11 protein-coding genes are annotated in these 16067 nt (G+C 67.6%); 7 read left to right on the top strand and 4 right to left on the bottom strand.

Annotated elements, in window-relative coordinates; all coding sequences use genetic code 11:
• Nucleotides 1-42 precede the first annotated feature (42 nt).
• From acnD to pbpC, 6 genes are all read left to right on the top strand, one after another.
• Entirely contained in the window at nt 43-2661 is a 2619-nt protein-coding gene (gene acnD, locus C1931_RS14975; RefSeq protein ID WP_108756902.1) for a Fe/S-dependent 2-methylisocitrate dehydratase AcnD, read from the top strand.
• A 100-nt stretch (nt 2662-2761) separates the two neighbouring features.
• Entirely contained in the window at nt 2762-3019 is a 258-nt protein-coding gene (locus C1931_RS14970) for a type II toxin-antitoxin system ParD family antitoxin (RefSeq protein WP_108753842.1), read from the top strand.
• Nucleotides 3006-3332 carry a type II toxin-antitoxin system RelE/ParE family toxin gene (locus C1931_RS14965; RefSeq protein ID WP_108756901.1) on the top strand — a complete coding sequence of 109 codons (327 nt, stop codon included), beginning with the start codon at nt 3006-3008 and terminating at the stop codon, nt 3330-3332. The genes C1931_RS14970 and C1931_RS14965 overlap by 14 nt, the downstream gene beginning before the upstream one ends.
• Nucleotides 3333-3355: 23 nt before the next feature.
• Nucleotides 3356-4534, top strand: a complete 1179-nt coding sequence (gene prpF / locus C1931_RS14960) for a 2-methylaconitate cis-trans isomerase PrpF (RefSeq protein WP_108756900.1) — start codon at nt 3356-3358, stop codon at nt 4532-4534.
• A 167-nt stretch (nt 4535-4701) separates the two neighbouring features.
• The gene (locus C1931_RS14955) at nt 4702-9609 is read left to right on the top strand and encodes an alpha-2-macroglobulin (protein WP_108756899.1); all 4908 of its coding nucleotides are present in this window, start codon (nt 4702-4704) and stop codon (nt 9607-9609) included.
• A gap of 49 nt (nt 9610-9658) precedes the next feature.
• Nucleotides 9659-12040, top strand: coding sequence for a penicillin-binding protein 1C (pbpC, locus tag C1931_RS14950; protein WP_108756898.1), 2382 nt, complete (start codon nt 9659-9661; stop codon nt 12038-12040).
• A 157-nt stretch (nt 12041-12197) separates the two neighbouring features.
• Here pbpC and C1931_RS14945 read toward each other — a convergent pair whose 3' ends face one another.
• Together C1931_RS14945 and C1931_RS14940 are read right to left on the bottom strand one after the other, a co-directional pair.
• Nucleotides 12198-12773 carry a ferritin-like domain-containing protein gene (locus tag C1931_RS14945; protein WP_108753837.1) on the bottom strand — a complete coding sequence of 192 codons (576 nt, stop codon included), beginning with the start codon at nt 12771-12773 and terminating at the stop codon, nt 12198-12200.
• 26 nt (nt 12774-12799) lie between these two features.
• Nucleotides 12800-13282 (bottom strand): peroxiredoxin, encoded by a 483-nt coding sequence (locus C1931_RS14940; protein ID WP_108756897.1) that lies wholly within the window; start codon nt 13280-13282, stop codon nt 12800-12802.
• Between the two features lie 260 nt (nt 13283-13542).
• On the opposite strand from C1931_RS14940, the gene C1931_RS14935 reads away from it, so the two are divergent.
• A complete protein-coding gene (locus tag C1931_RS14935) occupies nt 13543-14436 on the top strand; it encodes a DnaJ C-terminal domain-containing protein (protein WP_108756896.1) in 894 nt (297 codons plus the stop codon).
• 137 nt (nt 14437-14573) lie between these two features.
• On the opposite strand, the gene pilH is transcribed toward C1931_RS14935, so the two are convergent.
• Both pilH and C1931_RS14925 read right to left on the bottom strand, forming a co-directional pair.
• Nucleotides 14574-14945, bottom strand: a complete 372-nt coding sequence (gene pilH, locus C1931_RS14930) for a twitching motility response regulator PilH (protein WP_005410644.1) — start codon at nt 14943-14945, stop codon at nt 14574-14576.
• An 89-nt stretch (nt 14946-15034) separates the two neighbouring features.
• Nucleotides 15035-16030: a YhdH/YhfP family quinone oxidoreductase gene (locus C1931_RS14925; RefSeq protein ID WP_108756895.1), complete on the bottom strand. Its 996-nt coding sequence runs from the start codon at nt 16028-16030 to the stop codon at nt 15035-15037.
• Between the last annotated feature and the right edge of the window lie 37 nt (nt 16031-16067).

Raw genomic sequence — 16067 nt, 5'->3', positions numbered from 1 at the left:
GCATCGCCGGCACCCGGCCCGCCCCAAGCATTCCGCCAGCCCATGAATACCGACTACCGCAAGAACCTTCCCGGCAGCACGCTGGACTATTTCGACGCGCGCGCCGCCGTCGATGCCATCCAGCCCGGCGCCTACGCCACGCTGCCGTACACCTCGCGTGTGCTGGCTGAAAACCTGGTGCGCCGCTGCGAGCCGGCCACCCTGGTCGATTCGCTGAAGCAGCTGATCGAACGCCGCCGCGATCTGGATTTCCCGTGGTTCCCGGCGCGCGTGGTCTGCCATGACATCCTGGGGCAGACCGCCCTGGTCGATCTGGCCGGCCTGCGCGATGCGATCGCCGACAAGGGCGGCGATCCGGCCAAGGTGAATCCGGTGGTGCCGGTGCAGCTGATCGTCGATCACTCGCTGGCGGTGGAGTGTGGTGGGTTCGATCCGCAGGCGTTCGAGAAGAACCGCGCCATCGAAGACCGCCGCAACGAAGACCGCTTCCACTTCATCGACTGGACCAAGCTGGCGTTCCAGAACGTGGACGTGATTCCGCCGGGCAATGGCATCATGCACCAGATCAACCTGGAGAAGATGTCGCCGGTGGTCTATGTGCAGGACGGCGTGGCCTTCCCCGATACCTGCGTGGGCACCGACAGCCACACCCCGCACGTGGACGCGCTGGGCGTGATCGCCATTGGCGTAGGCGGCCTGGAAGCGGAGAACGTGATGCTGGGCCGCGCCTCGTGGATGCGCCTGCCGGACATCATCGGCGTGGAACTGACCGGCAAGCCGCAGCCGGGCATCACCGCTACCGACGTGGTGCTGGCACTGACCGAGTTCCTGCGCAAGGAACGCGTGGTCGGCGCCTGGCTTGAATTCTATGGCGAAGGCGCTGCGGCACTGACCATCGGTGACCGCGCCACCATTTCCAACATGTGCCCCGAGTATGGTGCCACCGCGGCGATGTTCTACATCGATGCGCAGACCACCGACTACCTGCGCCTGACCGGTCGCGAGGAGTCGCAGGTAGCGCTGGTGGAGAATTACGCGCGCACCACCGGCCTGTGGGCCGACGACCTGGTCACTGCCCAGTACGAGCGCGTGCTGCGTTTCGACCTGTCCAGCGTGGTGCGCAACATGGCCGGGCCGAGCAACCCGCACAAGCGTGTGGCCACCGCCGAGCTGGCCGAGCGCGGCATCGCCGATGAAGCCAAGCTGGCGGCGGGCCGTGGCGAACAGGCGCAGGGCCTGATGCCCGATGGCGCGGTGATCATCGCGGCCATCACCAGCTGCACCAATACCTCCAACCCGCGCAACGTGATCGCCGCGGCGCTGCTGGCGCGCAACGCCAATGCACGCGGCCTGCAGCGCAAGCCGTGGGTGAAGTCGTCGCTGGCACCGGGGTCGAAGGCGGTGCAGCTGTACCTGGAAGAATCCGGCCTGCTGCCCGACCTGGAACAGCTGGGCTTCGGCATCGTGGCCTTCGCCTGCACCACCTGCAACGGCATGAGTGGCGCGCTGGACCCGAAGATCCAGCAGGAAATCATCGATCGCGACCTGTACGCGACCGCTGTGCTGTCGGGCAACCGCAACTTCGATGGCCGCATCCACCCGTATGCCAAGCAGGCCTTCCTGGCCTCGCCACCGCTGGTGATCGCCTACGCCATCGCCGGCACCGTGCGCTTCGATATCGAAAAGGATGTGCTGGGCGTGGATGCCGAAGGCAACGAAGTCCGCCTGAAGGACATCTGGCCGAGCGATGCCGAGATCGATGCCGTGGTGAAGGCCTCGGTGAAGCCCGAGCAGTTCCGCAAGGTCTACAACCCGATGTTCAACGTGCGCGTGGAGCATGGCGCGGCGGTCAGCCCGCTGTACGACTGGCGCCCGCAGAGCACCTACATCCGCCGCCCGCCGTACTGGGAGGGCGCGCTGGCTGGTGAGCGCACGCTGGCGGGCATGCGCGCGCTGGCTGTGCTGCCGGACAACATCACCACCGACCACCTGTCGCCGTCCAATGCGATCCTGGCCTCCAGCGCCGCCGGCGAATACCTGGCGAAGATGGGCCTGCCGGAAGAGGACTTCAATTCCTACGCCACCCACCGTGGCGACCATCTGACCGCACAGCGCGCCACCTTCGCCAACCCGAAGCTGTTCAACGAAATGGTGCGCAACGACGACGGCAGCGTGAAGCAGGGTTCGCTGGCGCGGGTGGAGCCGGAAGGCAAGGTGATGCGCATGTGGGAGGCCATTGAAACCTACATGGACCGCAAGCAGCCGCTGATCATCATCGCCGGTGCCGACTACGGCCAGGGCAGCTCGCGTGACTGGGCCGCCAAGGGCGTGCGCCTGGCCGGCGTGGAAGCGATCGTGGCCGAGGGCTTCGAGCGGATTCACCGTACCAACCTGATCGGCATGGGCGTGCTGCCGCTGGAGTTCAAGCCGGGCACCACCCGCCTGACCCTGGGCATCGACGGCACCGAGACCTTCGACGTGGTGGGCGAGCGCACCCCGCGCGCCGACCTGACCCTGGTCATCCACCGCCGCGACGGCCAGGACGTGGTGGTGCCGGTTACGTGCCGCCTGGACAGCGACGAGGAAGTGGCGATCTACGAGGCCGGTGGCGTGCTGCAGCGCTTCGCACAGGACTTCCTGGAAGGCGCCAAGGTGGCGTGAGGCCGGGCTGAATGCCTGCCCCCGCCGGTCGGGGGCGGGCTTGTCCGACACCAGGGTGGGGCGCACACTGACTTGGCAAAAACTGCCAAAGGAGAGTCTGATGGCCACCATGAACATTTCGCTGACCGATCCGCTCAAGCAGTTCGTGGACGAGGAAGTACGCGAAGGCGGTTACTCCAGCACCTCCGACTACGTGCGCGACCTGATCCGCCAGCGCCAGCGCAGCAAGGCGGAAGCATTGCTTCGACAGTTGATCGCCGAGGGCTTGGCCTCAGGGCCTGCCACGCCGGTGACGGCTGACACGTTCGAGCGGATGCGTCGCGAACTGACCGAAAGGATGGAGCGTGAAGGCGATTGACTGGAGGCCGAGGGCAGAGACCGACGCGGCCGATGCTGCGCTGTGGTTCGCGCGGCAGGGAGGAGTCGCACTAGGCACGCGTTTCCTGGCCGAGTTGCAGGCCACCCTGCAGCGCATTGCCTTGTTTCCAGCTTCGGGCTCCAGCAGACACGCCGAACCCGCCGCGCAGTTGCCTGGCACGTTGCGTTTCATGCCGGTTTCCTCCTTTGAACGCTATCTCGTTTACTACATTGACCAGCCTGCGCGCGTGCACGTCATACGCGTGTGGTGTGTTGACCGTGGCCTTGATGGGCTGATGCAAGACATCTCCTGACGTTCAAACGCTTGGATCCGACGATGACCTTCCTCCCGCAACTCCGTATTCCCGCCACCTACATGCGCGGTGGCACCAGCAAGGGCGTGTTCTTCCGCCTGCAGGACCTGCCCGAAGCGGCGCAGGTGCCGGGCCCCGCCCGTGATGCGCTGCTGATGCGGGTGATCGGTTCGCCCGATCCGTATGGCAAGCACACCGATGGCATGGGCGGGGCAACGTCGAGCACCAGCAAGTGCGTGATCATTTCCGCCGCCTCGGTGCCGGATCACGACGTGGATTACCTGTATGGCCAGGTCTCCATCGATACCGCCTTCGTCGACTGGAGCGGCAACTGCGGCAACCTGAGCACGGCGGTGGGCCCGTTCGCCATTGCCAATGGCCTGGTCGACCCGGCCCGTGTGCCGCGCGACGGCCTGTGCACGGTGCGCATCTGGCAGGCCAACATCGGCAAGACCATCATCGCCCACGTGCCGATGTGCAACGGCGAAGTGCAGGAAACCGGTGATTTCGAGCTGGATGGCGTGACCTTCCCGGCGGCCGAGATCCAGCTGGAGTTCATTGATCCGTCCGATGACGGCGATGCCGGGGCGATGTTCCCCACCGGCAACCTGGTGGACACCCTGGACGTGCCGGGTGTGGGGAGCTTCGAGGTGACGATGATCACCGCCGGCATCCCGACCATCTTCCTCAACGCCGCCGACCTGGGCTACACCGGCACCGAACTGCAGCCGGCCATCAACGAAGACAAGGCGGCCCTGCAGAAGTTCGAGACTATCCGCGCCCACGGCGCATTGCGCATGGGCCTGATTTCGAAGCTGGAAGACGCGGCGACCCGCCAGCACACGCCGAAGGTGGCCTTCGTGGCGCCGGCACAGGATTACGTGTCGTCCAGCGGCAAAGCCATCCCGGCCTCGGCCATCGATCTGCATGCGCGCGCGCTGTCGATGGGCAAGCTGCACCACGCGATGATGGGTACCGCGGCAGTGGCCATTGGCACCGCCGCGGCGATTCCGGGCACCCTGGTCAACCGCGCGGCCGGTGGCGGCCAGCGTGAGGCAGTCACCTTCGGCCATCCCTCCGGCACCCTGCGGGTCGGCGCCCAGGCCGGGCAGGTGGGCGGCCAGTGGACGGTGACCAAGGCGATCATGAGTCGCAGCGCCCGGGTGCTGATGGAAGGCAAGGTGCGGGTGCCGGCCGAATAAGGCCGGTAGCTGCACGGGGCCTGGTAGCTGCCCACCTTGGTGGGCAGGCGCGCGCCAGCGCGTGCGTGGGGCCCAGCGCCAACCAAGGTTGGCGACTACCGGCCACCCGCCGTCAACACCTTGACGCGGCGGCCCTATAATGGCCGCCTCGATCAAGGAGTGACGACATGAGCGGTCCGGCACGGCGGAAGCGGTGGGGTTGGGCGGCGGCTGTTCTGGCAGGAGGCCTGTTGCTGGGCCTGGCCGGTTGCCGCAACGACAGTGGGCAGCTGCCCAAGGCCAGTGGTGAAGCGATCACCACCCAGGCCGAGCAGGTGAAGGACTTCACCCTGCTGCGCGCCTATCCGGACCAGAAGAATGACGGCCTGTCGCTGGCACTGGAGTTCTCGCGCCCGCTGGTCGGCACCCAGGATTTCGACAAGCTGGTGCGCTTCGAAGAGAAGGTCGGCACCGAAGACAGCAGCTGGACCCTGTCCGATGACGGCCTGACCCTGCGCTACCCGTTCGTGGAGGCCGGCAAGGAATACAGCCTGGTCGTGTCCCCGGACCTGCTGGCCGCCGATGGCAATCGCCTGGGCAAGGAACTGAAGCAGAAGGTGTTCAGTGGGGAACTGAAGCCGGTGGCCGGGTTCGCCTCGCAGGGCAGCGTGCTGCCGGCCAAGGAAAGCCGCGGCCTGCCGGTGGTGTCGGTGAACGTGCCGGAAGTGGACGTCGAATTCCTGCGCGTGCGCGAAAAGGACCTGCCCACGTTCTTCAGCCAGTACCAGCGCGGCGGTCGTCGCGGCAGCTGGGAACTGAGCAGCGATTACGAGCGCAGCCCGATCAACAAGCTGGCCGAGCCGGTCTACGTCAACCGCTTCATCCTGGGCGGCAAGCAGAACGAGCGCGTTCTGACGTATCTGCCAACCCAGGACATCAAGGAGCTGCAGGAACCGGGCCTGTACTTCGCCCTGCTCAAGCGCACCGGTGATTACGAAGGCGAATTCGACACCGCGTTCTTCTCGGTCAGCGACATCGGCCTGCATACCCGCGCCTACAAGGACAAGCTGTTCGTCCACACCGCCTCGTTGAAGGATGGCGCCGCGCTGAAGAGCGTGGACCTGCGCGTGCTGGACGCCAAGGGCGAAGTGGTGCTGAAGGGCAGCACCGACGGCAATGGCAACGCCCTGCTGAACTACACCCTGGATGCGGCCCATGTGCTGGTGGCCAGCAGTGGCAAGGACACCAGCTTCCTGCCGTTCAACCAGCCCGCGCTGGACCTGAGCGAGTTCGCCGTGGCCGGCCGTGACAACGCCTGGTTCGATGTCTACGCCTGGTCCGGGCGCGATCTGTACCGCCCGGGGGAAACCGTGCGCCTGTCGGCGCTGCTGCGCGACAACGACGGCAAGCCGGTGAAGCCGCAGCCGGTGTTCCTGCGCCTGAAGCAGCCCGACGGCAAGACCTTCCGCGAAACCCGCCTGCAGCCGGGCGAGCAGGGCTACATCAACTTCGAACAGACCATTCCCGCCGAGGCGCCGACCGGGCGCTGGCAGGTCGAGTTCCGTACCGACCCGGCCAGCAAGGAAGCGATCCAGGGCATGACCCTGCGCATCGAGGAGTTCCTGCCCGAGCGCATGAAGCTGGACCTGGACAGCGCGCAGAAGACGCTGAAGCCGGGCGAGGAACTGCGCCTGCAGGCCAACGGCGCCTATCTGTATGGTGCGCCGGCCGATGGCAACCGCTTCACCGCGCGCATGGCCGTGGCCGCCGAGCAGAAGCCGGTGGAGGGCCTGCCGGGCTACTTCTTCGGCGACCCGACCCTGCAGCTGCCGCGTGATGCCAAGGACGTGATCGATACCACGCTGCCGGCCAACGGCCAGCTGCGCCAGGACGTTGCACTGCCCGAAGAGGCGGCCAAGGCCAAGGCGCCGATTGCCGTGGTGCTGTCGGGCAGCCTGTACGAGACCGGTGGCCGCACGGTCACCCGCACCCTGAAGCGGGTGATGTGGCCGGCCGATGCACTGGTCGGCGTGCGCCCGCTGTTCAACCCCGATGATGGCGCCGATTCCAATGGCAATGCGCGCTTCGAGCTGCTGCGTGTGGATGCGGCGGGTACGCCGAAGCCGGCCAAGGGCCTGAAGGTGACCCTGGTGCGCGAGCTGCGCGACTACCACTGGACCTTCAACGACAACCGTTGGGACTACGATTTCACCCGCCGCTTCGAGAACAAGGAAACGCGCACCGTCGATGCCGGCAGCAGCGCGGTGGCCTTCGATTTCCCGGTGGAGTGGGGCGAGTACCGGGTGGACGTGTTCGATCCGTCCACCGGCCTGACCAGTCGCTATCCGTTCCGCGCCGGCTGGAGCTGGGGCGATGACAACCGCGGCCTGGACGCCCGCCCGGACAAGGTCAAGCTGGGCCTGGACAAGACCGGTTACAAGGCCGGTGACACCCTGCAGGTGACGGTCACCCCGCCGCACGCCGGCAAGGGCCTGCTGATGGTCGAATCCGATCGCATGCTGTACGTGCAGGAGATCGACGCCAAGCCGGGCGCCACCTTCAAGATTCCGGTCACGGCCGACTGGGAACGCCACGACGTCTACATCACCGCGCTGGTATTCCGTGGCGGTACCGCGCCCAGCAAGATCACCCCGGCGCGCGCGGTGGGCGTGGTGCACGTGCCGATGGACCGCAAGGGCCGCACCGTGGCCGTGGGCCTGGTGGCGCCCAAGCAGATGCGTCCGGAGCAGGAGCTGCCGGTCACCGTCAGCGCACCGCAGCTGGCCGGCAAGACCGCGCATGTCACGGTCTCGGCCGTCGACGTGGGCATCCTCAACATCACCCGCTTCCCGGTGCCCGACGCCGGTGCGCACTTCTTCGCCCAGCGCCGCCTGGGCATCGATGCCTACGACATCTATAGCCGGGTGATCGAAAGCTTCGACGGCGGCAGTGGCAAGCTGAAGTTCGGCGGCGACATGGGCCTGCAGGCACTGCCGCAGGCCAAGCGGCCGACCGCACGCGTGCAGACCGTGGACCTGTTCTCCGGCCCGGTGCAACTGGATGCCAAGGGTATCGCCCGCATCCGCCTGAAGGTGCCCGATTTCAACGGCACCCTGCGCGTGTCGGCGGTGGTCTACAGCGACGACCAGTACGGCAAGCGCGATGTGGAAACCGTGGTGCGCGCACCGATCCTGGCCGAAGCCAGCATGCCGCGCGTGCTCGCCCCGGGCGACCGCAGCACGGTCACTCTGGACGTGCAGAACTTCACCGGCAAGCCGGGCGCGTTCAACGTGCGGGTGGAAACCGAAGGTCCGCTTTCGCTGGCCGAAGGCACGCGCAGCGTGCAGTTGAATGCCGATGCCAAGAGCACGCTCAGCTTCCCGCTGTCGGCGCGCGAAGGGCACAGCGTGGCCAAGGTGCGGGTGCGGGTGGACGGCAACGGCTTCAAGGCCGACCGCCGCTATGAACTGCCGGTGCGTGCGGCGTGGCCGCAGGTGTTGCGTTCGCAGGTGCGCACGCTCGATCCGCTGGCCGCGGTCAGCCTGGATGGCAGCCTGACCGAGGGGCTGATGGCCGAATCGGTGAACGCGCGTCTGCTGGTCAGCCCGCTGCCGCCCATTCCGTTCGCCAGTGCGCTGCAGGGCGCGTTGAACTATCCGTATGGCTGCGCCGAACAGACCACCAGCAAGGGCTACGCCGCGTTGATTCTGGACCAGGCCACCTCGTCGATGCTGGGGGCCGATGGCCTGGATGCCAAGACCCGTCGCGAGCGCATGGAAGGCGCGTTCGGCCGACTGGCATCGATGCAGGTGGCCAACGGCAACTTCTCCATGTGGGGTGACGATGGCTACGTGAACCCGTGGCTGACCCCGTACATCACCGAGTTCCTGCTCGATGCCAAGGACGCCGGCTTCGCCGTGCCGGACAACGTGCTGCAGAAGGCGCTGAACCGGCTGAGCGAGGACCTGCTGTCCGGGGGCAACCAGTTCTATGGCCAGGACGAACGCGAAAAGCTGAAGTTTGCCAATCAGGCCTATTCGGGCTACGTGCTGGCGCGGGTCAACCGTGCCCCGCTGGGCACCCTGCGCACGCTGTACGACAACGAGCGCAGCAAGGCGGTCGGTGGCCTGTCGCTGGTCCACCTGGGCGTGGCGCTGTCGCTGCAGGGCGATGCCAAGCGTGGCCAGGCGGCCCTGGCCGCGGCGTTCGCCAAGTCCAGCAGCGAACGGCCGTCGTACTTCGGCGACTACGGCAGTGCCATCCGTGACGACGCGCTGATGATCGCGCTGACCCATGAAAACAAGCTGGCCAAGCCGGCCTGGGATGCCCGCGCCGTTGATCTGGGCCGTGGCCTGGATGCGCGCCGCAATGCCGGTTGGATGTGGCTGAGCACCCAGGAACAGGTCGCCATCGCGCGCCTGGGCAAGGCGCTGTCGGCCAACCAGAAGGCGCTGGTCGCCGGTGAACTGGTGATCGGTGGCAACACCGAAGCGATTGGCGAGCGCAAGCTGTTCGGCCGCAACTTCAGCGCTGGCGAACTGGCCAGCGGCGTGCGCTTCAGCCCGCAGGGGCAGCCGCCGATGTTCGCCAGCATCGACGTGGCCGGCATTCCGCGCACGGCACCGGCACCGGACAACAGCGTGCTGGGCGTGGAGCGCAGCTACTACGGCACCGATGGCAAGCCGTGGACGCCGCGCCCGCTGAAGGAAGGCGAGGCACTGATCGTGCGCGTCACCGTCACCGCCGATACCACCATGCCCGATGCACTGCTGACCGACCTGTTGCCGGCCGGCCTGGAAATCGAGAACTTCAACCTGGGCGATGCCAAGCAGTGGGCCGACGTGGTGGTCGATGGCATCACCATCAGCGACCGTGGCGAAGCGGCCGATACCAAGCACGAGGAGTTCCGCGACGACCGCTACGTGGCGGCGCTGAAGCTGTCCCGTGGCAGCAAGGCGAACGTCTTCTATCTGGTGCGCGCGGTCACCCCGGGTACCTACACGGTGCCGCCGCCGCTGGTGGAAGACATGTACCGCCCGCAGCTGCGTGGCGTTGGTCGCAGCAACCCGACCACGATCACGGTGGTGCAGCCGTGATTGCGCGGACGGGCCGCGATGGCGCGGCCCGTCCTGCTGACCGCACACCATGAAGCGATCGATCAGAACGCGGCTGGCGGCCCTGCGCCCCCAGCTGCAACCGCTATGGCCCTGGCTGCGCTGGGGTACCGCTGCCGCACTGGCGTTGCTGCTGGTGCTGGATTGGGCATTCCCACCGCCGCTGCCGAAACAGCGCGACACCAGCACGCTGGTGGTGGCCGCCGATGGCAGTCCGCTGCGGGCCTTCGCCGATGCCGAAGGCGTGTGGCGCTACCCGGCCACGGTGGACAGCGTGTCGCCGCTGTACCTGCAGGCCCTGTTGACCTACGAAGACCGCTGGTTCTGGAAGCACCCCGGCATCAATCCGCTGGCGATCCTGCGCGCCGGTGGCCAGCTGCTGCGCGGCGGCCACATCGTCTCCGGCGGTTCCACCCTGACCATGCAGGTGGCGCGCATCCTCGACCCGCACTCGCGTACGCCGTGGGGCAAGCTGAAACAGATGCTGCGCGCGGTGCAGCTGGAAGTGCACCTGTCCAAGGCGCAGATCCTGGCCTTGTACCTGGAACGGGCACCCTACGGCGGCACCATCGAAGGCGTGGAGGCGGCCAGCTGGGCGTACCTGGGCAAGTCGGCGGCGCAGCTTTCGCATGCCGAGGCCGCCCTGTTGGCGGTGCTGCCGCAGGCACCAAGCCGCCTGCGCCCGGACCGGCACCCGGAAGCGGCGCAGAAAGCACGTGACAAGGTGCTGGCGCGCATGGCCCAGCAGCGCGTGTGGTCGGCCGACGAGGTGTCGGATGCGCGCATCGAAAACGTGGTGGCGCGCTCGCTGCGGCCCCCCATGCATGCGGCCCTGCTGGCGCAGCGGCTGCGCGCCACCTATCCCGGCCAGGCGCGCATTGAAAGTGGCATCGACATCGGCCTGCAGCGCACCCTGGAAGAGCGCGTGGCCAGCTATTTTTCGGGCCTGCCCGAGCGCACCTCCGCCGCGCTGCTGGTGGTGGACAACCAGACCCTGCAGGCGCGCGCCTACGTGGGCACGCTGTCCTTCGGTGATCGGCAGCGGCTGGGCCACGTGGACATGGTGCAGGCCTGGCGCTCGCCCGGTTCCACCCTCAAGCCCTTCCTGTATGGCATGGCGCTGGACGATGGGCTGATCCATTCGGAAAGCCTGCTGGTGGATGCACCGCAGAGCTTTGGCAGTTACCGACCCGGCAATTTCGACATGGCCTTCAATGGCCCGGTAGGTGCGGCCACCGCGCTGCGCCTGTCGCTGAACGTGCCTTCGGTGGACCTGCTGCAGCGGGTGGGGGCCGCGCGCTTCGCCGCCCGCCTGTCCCACGCCGGCATCCAGCTGCGCTTCCCGCCGGGCGCGCAACCCAATCTGTCGTTGATTCTCGGCGGCACCGGCGCGCGTCTGGAAGACCTGGTGGGCGCGTTCGCCGCCTTGAATCGCAATGGCATTGCCGGTCGCGTGCGCTATACCGCCGACGAGCCGATGGTGGAGCGCCGACTGGTCTCGCCGGGCGCGGCGTGGATCGTGCGCGAGATGCTCGAATCCAATCCACGGCCAGGCTATGGCGTGGGCACCTTCGATATCGGTGGGCGCCCGCGCGTGGCGTGGAAGACCGGCACCAGTTACGGTTTCCGCGATGCCTGGGCGATCGGCAGCACCCGCCACTACACCGTGGGCGTGTGGGTGGGGCGGCCCGACGGCACGCCGCTGCCCGGCCAGTACGGTGCGGTGACCGCCTTGCCGCTGATGTTCGAAGTGGTGGACAGCCTGCCGCGCCAGCGCGGTGATTCGGCGGCCGCGCCGATGCCGGCCAGTGTCAGCGAAGCGGACGTGTGCTGGCCCACCGGTGAGCGCGCCGTGGGGCTGCCGGCGTCGCTGTGCCAGCGGCGCATGCCAGCCTTCCTGCTGGACGGTGCGGCGCCGCTGACCTTCCCCGAGCGCGACGCGCGGCGCTGGCAACCGGGGCGGCAGCGCTACGTGGCCGACGCGCGCAGCGGCTTGCGCCTGTCTGCCGATTGCAGCGCGCCGCATGTGGAAGTGCCGGGCGAGATCGCGCGCTGGCCTGCGTTGCTGTCACCATGGCTGGCCAAGGCCACGCGCGAGGCCTCGCAGTTGCCCGCGCTCTCCCCGGATTGTCGCGACGATGGCCGCGAGGCCAGCGTGGCCCTGCACATCGATGGACTGAACGACGGCGCCGCACTGGCGCGTGCGCCCAATGCCGAACATGGCGTGCGCCTGCAGCTGCGCGCACTGGGCAGCGAACAGCGCGTGGACTGGCTGCTGGATGGCCGCTGGATCGCGCAGACGCAGGGCGCACAGCTGATGCAGCGCGAATTTGCCGAGCCCGGCGCGCATACCTTGACCGCGCTGGCGTCCGACGGCGCCTGGACCCAGGTGCGGTTCAACGTCATCCGTTGACGCTGCTCCCTGCTTTGGTAGGTGCCAACCTTGGTTGGCACGCGACTGAACAACTGCCCACCAAGGTGGGCAGCTACGGTAGGTGCCAACCTTGGTTGGCATACGTCGGAACAACTGCCCACCAAGGTGGGCAGCTACCAAGGCGTGCGCCGGGCCGCTATTTCCCGATCCAGCCATCCAGCAGATCGGCGAACTCATCGGCGTGTTCTTCTTCCTGCGCCAGGATCTCTTCCAGGATGCGCTTGGTGGTGGTGTCGCGGTCGCCGACGAAGTTGATCATCTCGCGGTAACTGTCGATTGCGATGCGCTCGGCCACCAGGTTTTCCCGCACCATGTCGCGCAGGTCGCTGCCTTCCTTGTACTCGGCATGCGAGCGCGCCGAGAACGTGTCCGGGTTGAGGTCGGGTTCACCGCCCAGCTGCACGATGCGCTCGGCCAGCTTGCCGGCATGGGCCTGTTCCTGCTGGGCGTGCTCCAGGAATTCGGCCTTCACCGCATCGGCCAGCATGCCCTTGGCCATGAAGTAGTGGCGGTAATAACGCAGCACGCACACATATTCGGTGGCCAATGCATCGTTGAGCAGCTTGATGACCGCCTTGCGGTCGGCGCTGTAGCTGTCGGTGATGGCACCGTCTTCGATGTTGCGGCGCGCCCGTTCGCGCAGCGCCTTGCGGTCGCTGATGGCGGTGACGGTGGCACTGGGCTTGCTGGTCTTGGCTGGCTTGGTGGACATGGCTGGCCGTTTCCTCTGGTGTGGGGCTAGGTGGGCAGGTGCTCCAGCACGTACTGCGCCGAAGACACTTCGAATTGACCGGGTTCCTCGATCCACAGCGCCTGCACCACGCCGTCGTCGGCGTACAGGGCGAAGCGGCGCGCACGGATGCCCATGCCCGAGGCACTGGCATCCAGCTCCAGGCCCAGGGCGCGGGTCAGTCCGCCATTGCCGTCGGACAGCATCAGCAGGCCGTCGGGCACGTGCTGGTCGGCCGCCCAGGCCTTCATCACGAACGGATCGTTGACCGCCATGCAGTAGACCTCGATGCCGCGCTGGCGGAAGGCATCGAACGCCTCCACGTAGCCGGGCAGGTGGCGCGCCGAACAGGTGGGGGTGAAGGCACCGGGCACGGCGAACAGCACGACCTTGCGGCCGTCGAACAGGGCGTGGGTATCGAGGGTCTCGACGCCTTCGCGGATGCGCTTGAGGGTGACTTCCGGAATGCGGTCGCCGACGTGGATGGTCATGGGAACTCCTTGCGGGGGCAGGCTAGAAGGGTGGGTGGGATGAACGCGTCAAGACATTGGAAACCCGGCGTGCACGCCCCATCTTGGAACGTTGCGGCGGGGGCCGCCAGCCTCAGCCTGCCGCACCGGCAGGGCGGCTGCATTGCGCAGGATCAGTCGGCCTCACCAGGGCCGCACGGTGCGCGGCGTAGCATCGCCGGCGCGTAGAATGAACCCGGGGCGGCGCCACCGGCGCGGCCGAAGCAGATCGAGGTAGCTGGATGGAATTCAAGGATTACTACGCCACCCTGGGGGTGGAGCCGAGCGCGGGCGATGCGGAAATCAAGACCGCCTATCGCCGCCTGGCACGCAAGTACCACCCGGACGTCAGCAAGGAGGCCGGGGCGGAAGACAAGTTCAAGGCGGTGAACGAGGCCTACGAGGCGCTGCGCGACCCCGAAAAGCGCGCGGCCTATGATCAGTTGCGTGCGCAGGGCTACCGCCCGGGCGAAGAGTTCAACGTTCCGCCCAACTACGGCGGCGGCGGCTTCAACTTCGAGGAAGTGTTCGGCGGCGGCGGTGGTGCCGGCGGCGGCTTCAGCGATTTCTTCGAAAGCCTGTTCGCACGCCAGCGCGGCGGCCAGGGGCCGGGGGCCGGCCCGGGCTTCAGCAGCCAGGGCCACGCGCCCAACCGCGATACCCGGGCCAAGCTGTCGGTACCGCTGGAAGCGGCCTACAAGGGCGACAGCCTGCGCATCACCGTCAATGGCCGGCAGCTGGATGTGCGCGTGCCCAAGGGTATCCGGCCGGGGCAGGTGATCCGCCTGGCCGGGCAGGGCAACCACGGCGGCAACCTGTTGCTGGAAGTGGAATATGCCGCGCATCCGCAGTTCGAGGTGGACGGGCGCAACATCCTCTACACCCTGCAGGTGACGCCCTGGCAGGCGGCGCTGGGCACCAGCATCAGCGTGCCCACCCTGGGCGGTAGCGTGGAGCTGAAGATCCCGGCCGATTCAGATGCCGGTCGCAAGCTGCGCCTGCGCGGTCGCGGGCTGCCGGGCAACCCCGACGGCGACCAGATCGTGGAGCTGGAGATCGTGGCCCCGGCCGCGACCGACGATGCGCAGAAGAAGGCGTACCGCAACCTGGCCAAGGCCTTCGGCGAAACGATCTGAGATCGATTTTGGTAGGTGCGGACCTTGGTCCGCACAATGTGCCAACCAAGGTTGGCACCTACCAAGGCGGCGTGCCAACCAAGGTTGGCACCTACCAAGGCGGCGTGCCAACCAAGGTTGGCACCTACCGCAATGGTTCAGCCCTGGCCGGCGAAAACGCGCTCCAGCACTTCGGACAGTTCGTCTTCCGAGAACGGCTTGGTGATGTAGGCCTTGGCGCCCTGGCGCATGCCCCACATGCGGTCGGTGTCCTGGTCCTTGGTGGTGACCAGGATCACGGGAATATGCCGGGTGGCCTCGTCGCGGGCCAGCGTGCGGGTGGCCTGGAAGCCATTGAGGTTGGGCATCACCACATCCATCAGCACCAGGTCAGGCAGCTCGGCCTTGGCGGTTTCCACGCCGGCCGCGCCATCGGTGGCGGTCAGGATCTGGTGCCCGAGCTTCTCGACGATGCGCTGTATCCCCAACAGCTGCGACGGTGAATCGTCGACGATCAGAATGCGTGCCATGTTGTTCCCCATGTGTTGCCCGCAGTGTAGTGCGGGCAACGTGATGGCGGGAGGGCCGCGCCCTGCCGTCCGTCGCCTGCCTGCAACGCTCAGTCGATCCGCACTACCGTGCGCCCCAGCGACCCGCCGGCCAGCATGCGTTCGAACACGCCGGGCAGTTCGTCCAGGCCCACTTCAGCGGTGCAGATGCGGTCCAGGTGCTGCGGCTTCCACGCGCCGCCCAGCTGGGCCCACACCGCTTCGCGCAGATCGCGCGGGGCGCTGGCCGAGGACACCCCCAGCAGCGACACGCCGCGGAGGATGTACGGCATGACCGTCATTTCCAAAGAAGGGCTGGCCGCCAGGCCGGCGCTGACCACGCTGCCGTAGGGCACGGTCTGCGCCAGCAGGCTGGCCAGCATCGGGCCGCCGGCATTGTCCAGACCGCCGCCGAAGCGGGCCGACTGCAGCGGGGCGGTATCGGCCAAGGCCTCGCGCGGCAGTACTTCGGCCGCGCCGATCCCGCGCAGGAACCCTGCCTGTTCGGGCTTGCCGCTGATGGCATGCACGCTGTAGCCGGCGCGGCTGAAAATATCCACGGCCAGCGCGCCCACCCCGCCACTGGCGCCGGTAACCGCCAGCGGGCCGTGGGCCGGCGTCTGCCGGTTGTCCTGCAGGCGCAGCAGCGCCAGCGCGGCGGTGAAGCCGGCGGTGCCCAGTACCATGGCCTCGCGCGGGGTCAGGCCGCTGGGCTGGGCGATCACCGCGCTCGATTCCAGGCGCACGTACTGGCTGTAGCCGCCGTCGCGGGTCTCGCTCAGGCCGCAGCCGGTGGCCAGCACCGCATCGCCCTCGCGCCAGGCCGGGTCGCTGGAAGCCACCACGGTGCCGGCCACGTCGATGCCCCCCACCAGCGGGAAGCGCCGCAGGATCCGGCCCTTGCCGGTGCCGGCCAGGGCGTCCTTGTAGTTCACTGATGACCAGTGGGCGCGGATCAGCACCTGGCCGGGGTTGAGGTCGTCCACGCCCAGCCGGGTCAGGCCGCTGCGGTAGCCGGCGCTGTCGTTTTCGATCCGGAAGGCGGTGAACGGGGTGGTGGGGGCCATCGGCGCTGCCTGACTTCGAGGAAAACACAACCTTACC

Source organism: Stenotrophomonas sp. YAU14A_MKIMI4_1, assembly GCF_003086855.1.
In the GTDB taxonomy this organism is placed as follows: Bacteria; Pseudomonadota; Gammaproteobacteria; order Xanthomonadales; family Xanthomonadaceae; genus Stenotrophomonas.
The sequence above is the reverse complement of the archived record's forward strand: the minus strand, read 5'-3'. Positions and strand labels throughout refer to the sequence as shown.

Excerpts from the sequence above, each read along its gene's own strand:
- C1931_RS14945 (WP_108753837.1), bottom strand. The coding sequence starts at position 12,773 with ATGTCCACCAAGCCAGCCAAGACCAGCAAGCCCAGTGCCACCGTCACC.
- C1931_RS14935 (WP_108756896.1), top strand. The coding sequence starts at position 13,543 with ATGGAATTCAAGGATTACTACGCCACCCTGGGGGTGGAGCCGAGCGCG.
- C1931_RS14955 (WP_108756899.1), top strand. The coding sequence starts at position 4,702 with ATGAGCGGTCCGGCACGGCGGAAGCGGTGGGGTTGGGCGGCGGCTGTT.
- pilH (WP_005410644.1), bottom strand. The coding sequence starts at position 14,945 with ATGGCACGCATTCTGATCGTCGACGATTCACCGTCGCAGCTGTTGGGG.
- acnD (WP_108756902.1), top strand. The coding sequence starts at position 43 with ATGAATACCGACTACCGCAAGAACCTTCCCGGCAGCACGCTGGACTAT.
- prpF (WP_108756900.1), top strand. The coding sequence starts at position 3,356 with ATGACCTTCCTCCCGCAACTCCGTATTCCCGCCACCTACATGCGCGGT.
- C1931_RS14925 (WP_108756895.1), bottom strand. The coding sequence starts at position 16,030 with ATGGCCCCCACCACCCCGTTCACCGCCTTCCGGATCGAAAACGACAGC.
- C1931_RS14970 (WP_108753842.1), top strand. The coding sequence starts at position 2,762 with ATGGCCACCATGAACATTTCGCTGACCGATCCGCTCAAGCAGTTCGTG.
- C1931_RS14940 (WP_108756897.1), bottom strand. The coding sequence starts at position 13,282 with ATGACCATCCACGTCGGCGACCGCATTCCGGAAGTCACCCTCAAGCGC.
- pbpC (WP_108756898.1), top strand. The coding sequence starts at position 9,659 with ATGAAGCGATCGATCAGAACGCGGCTGGCGGCCCTGCGCCCCCAGCTG.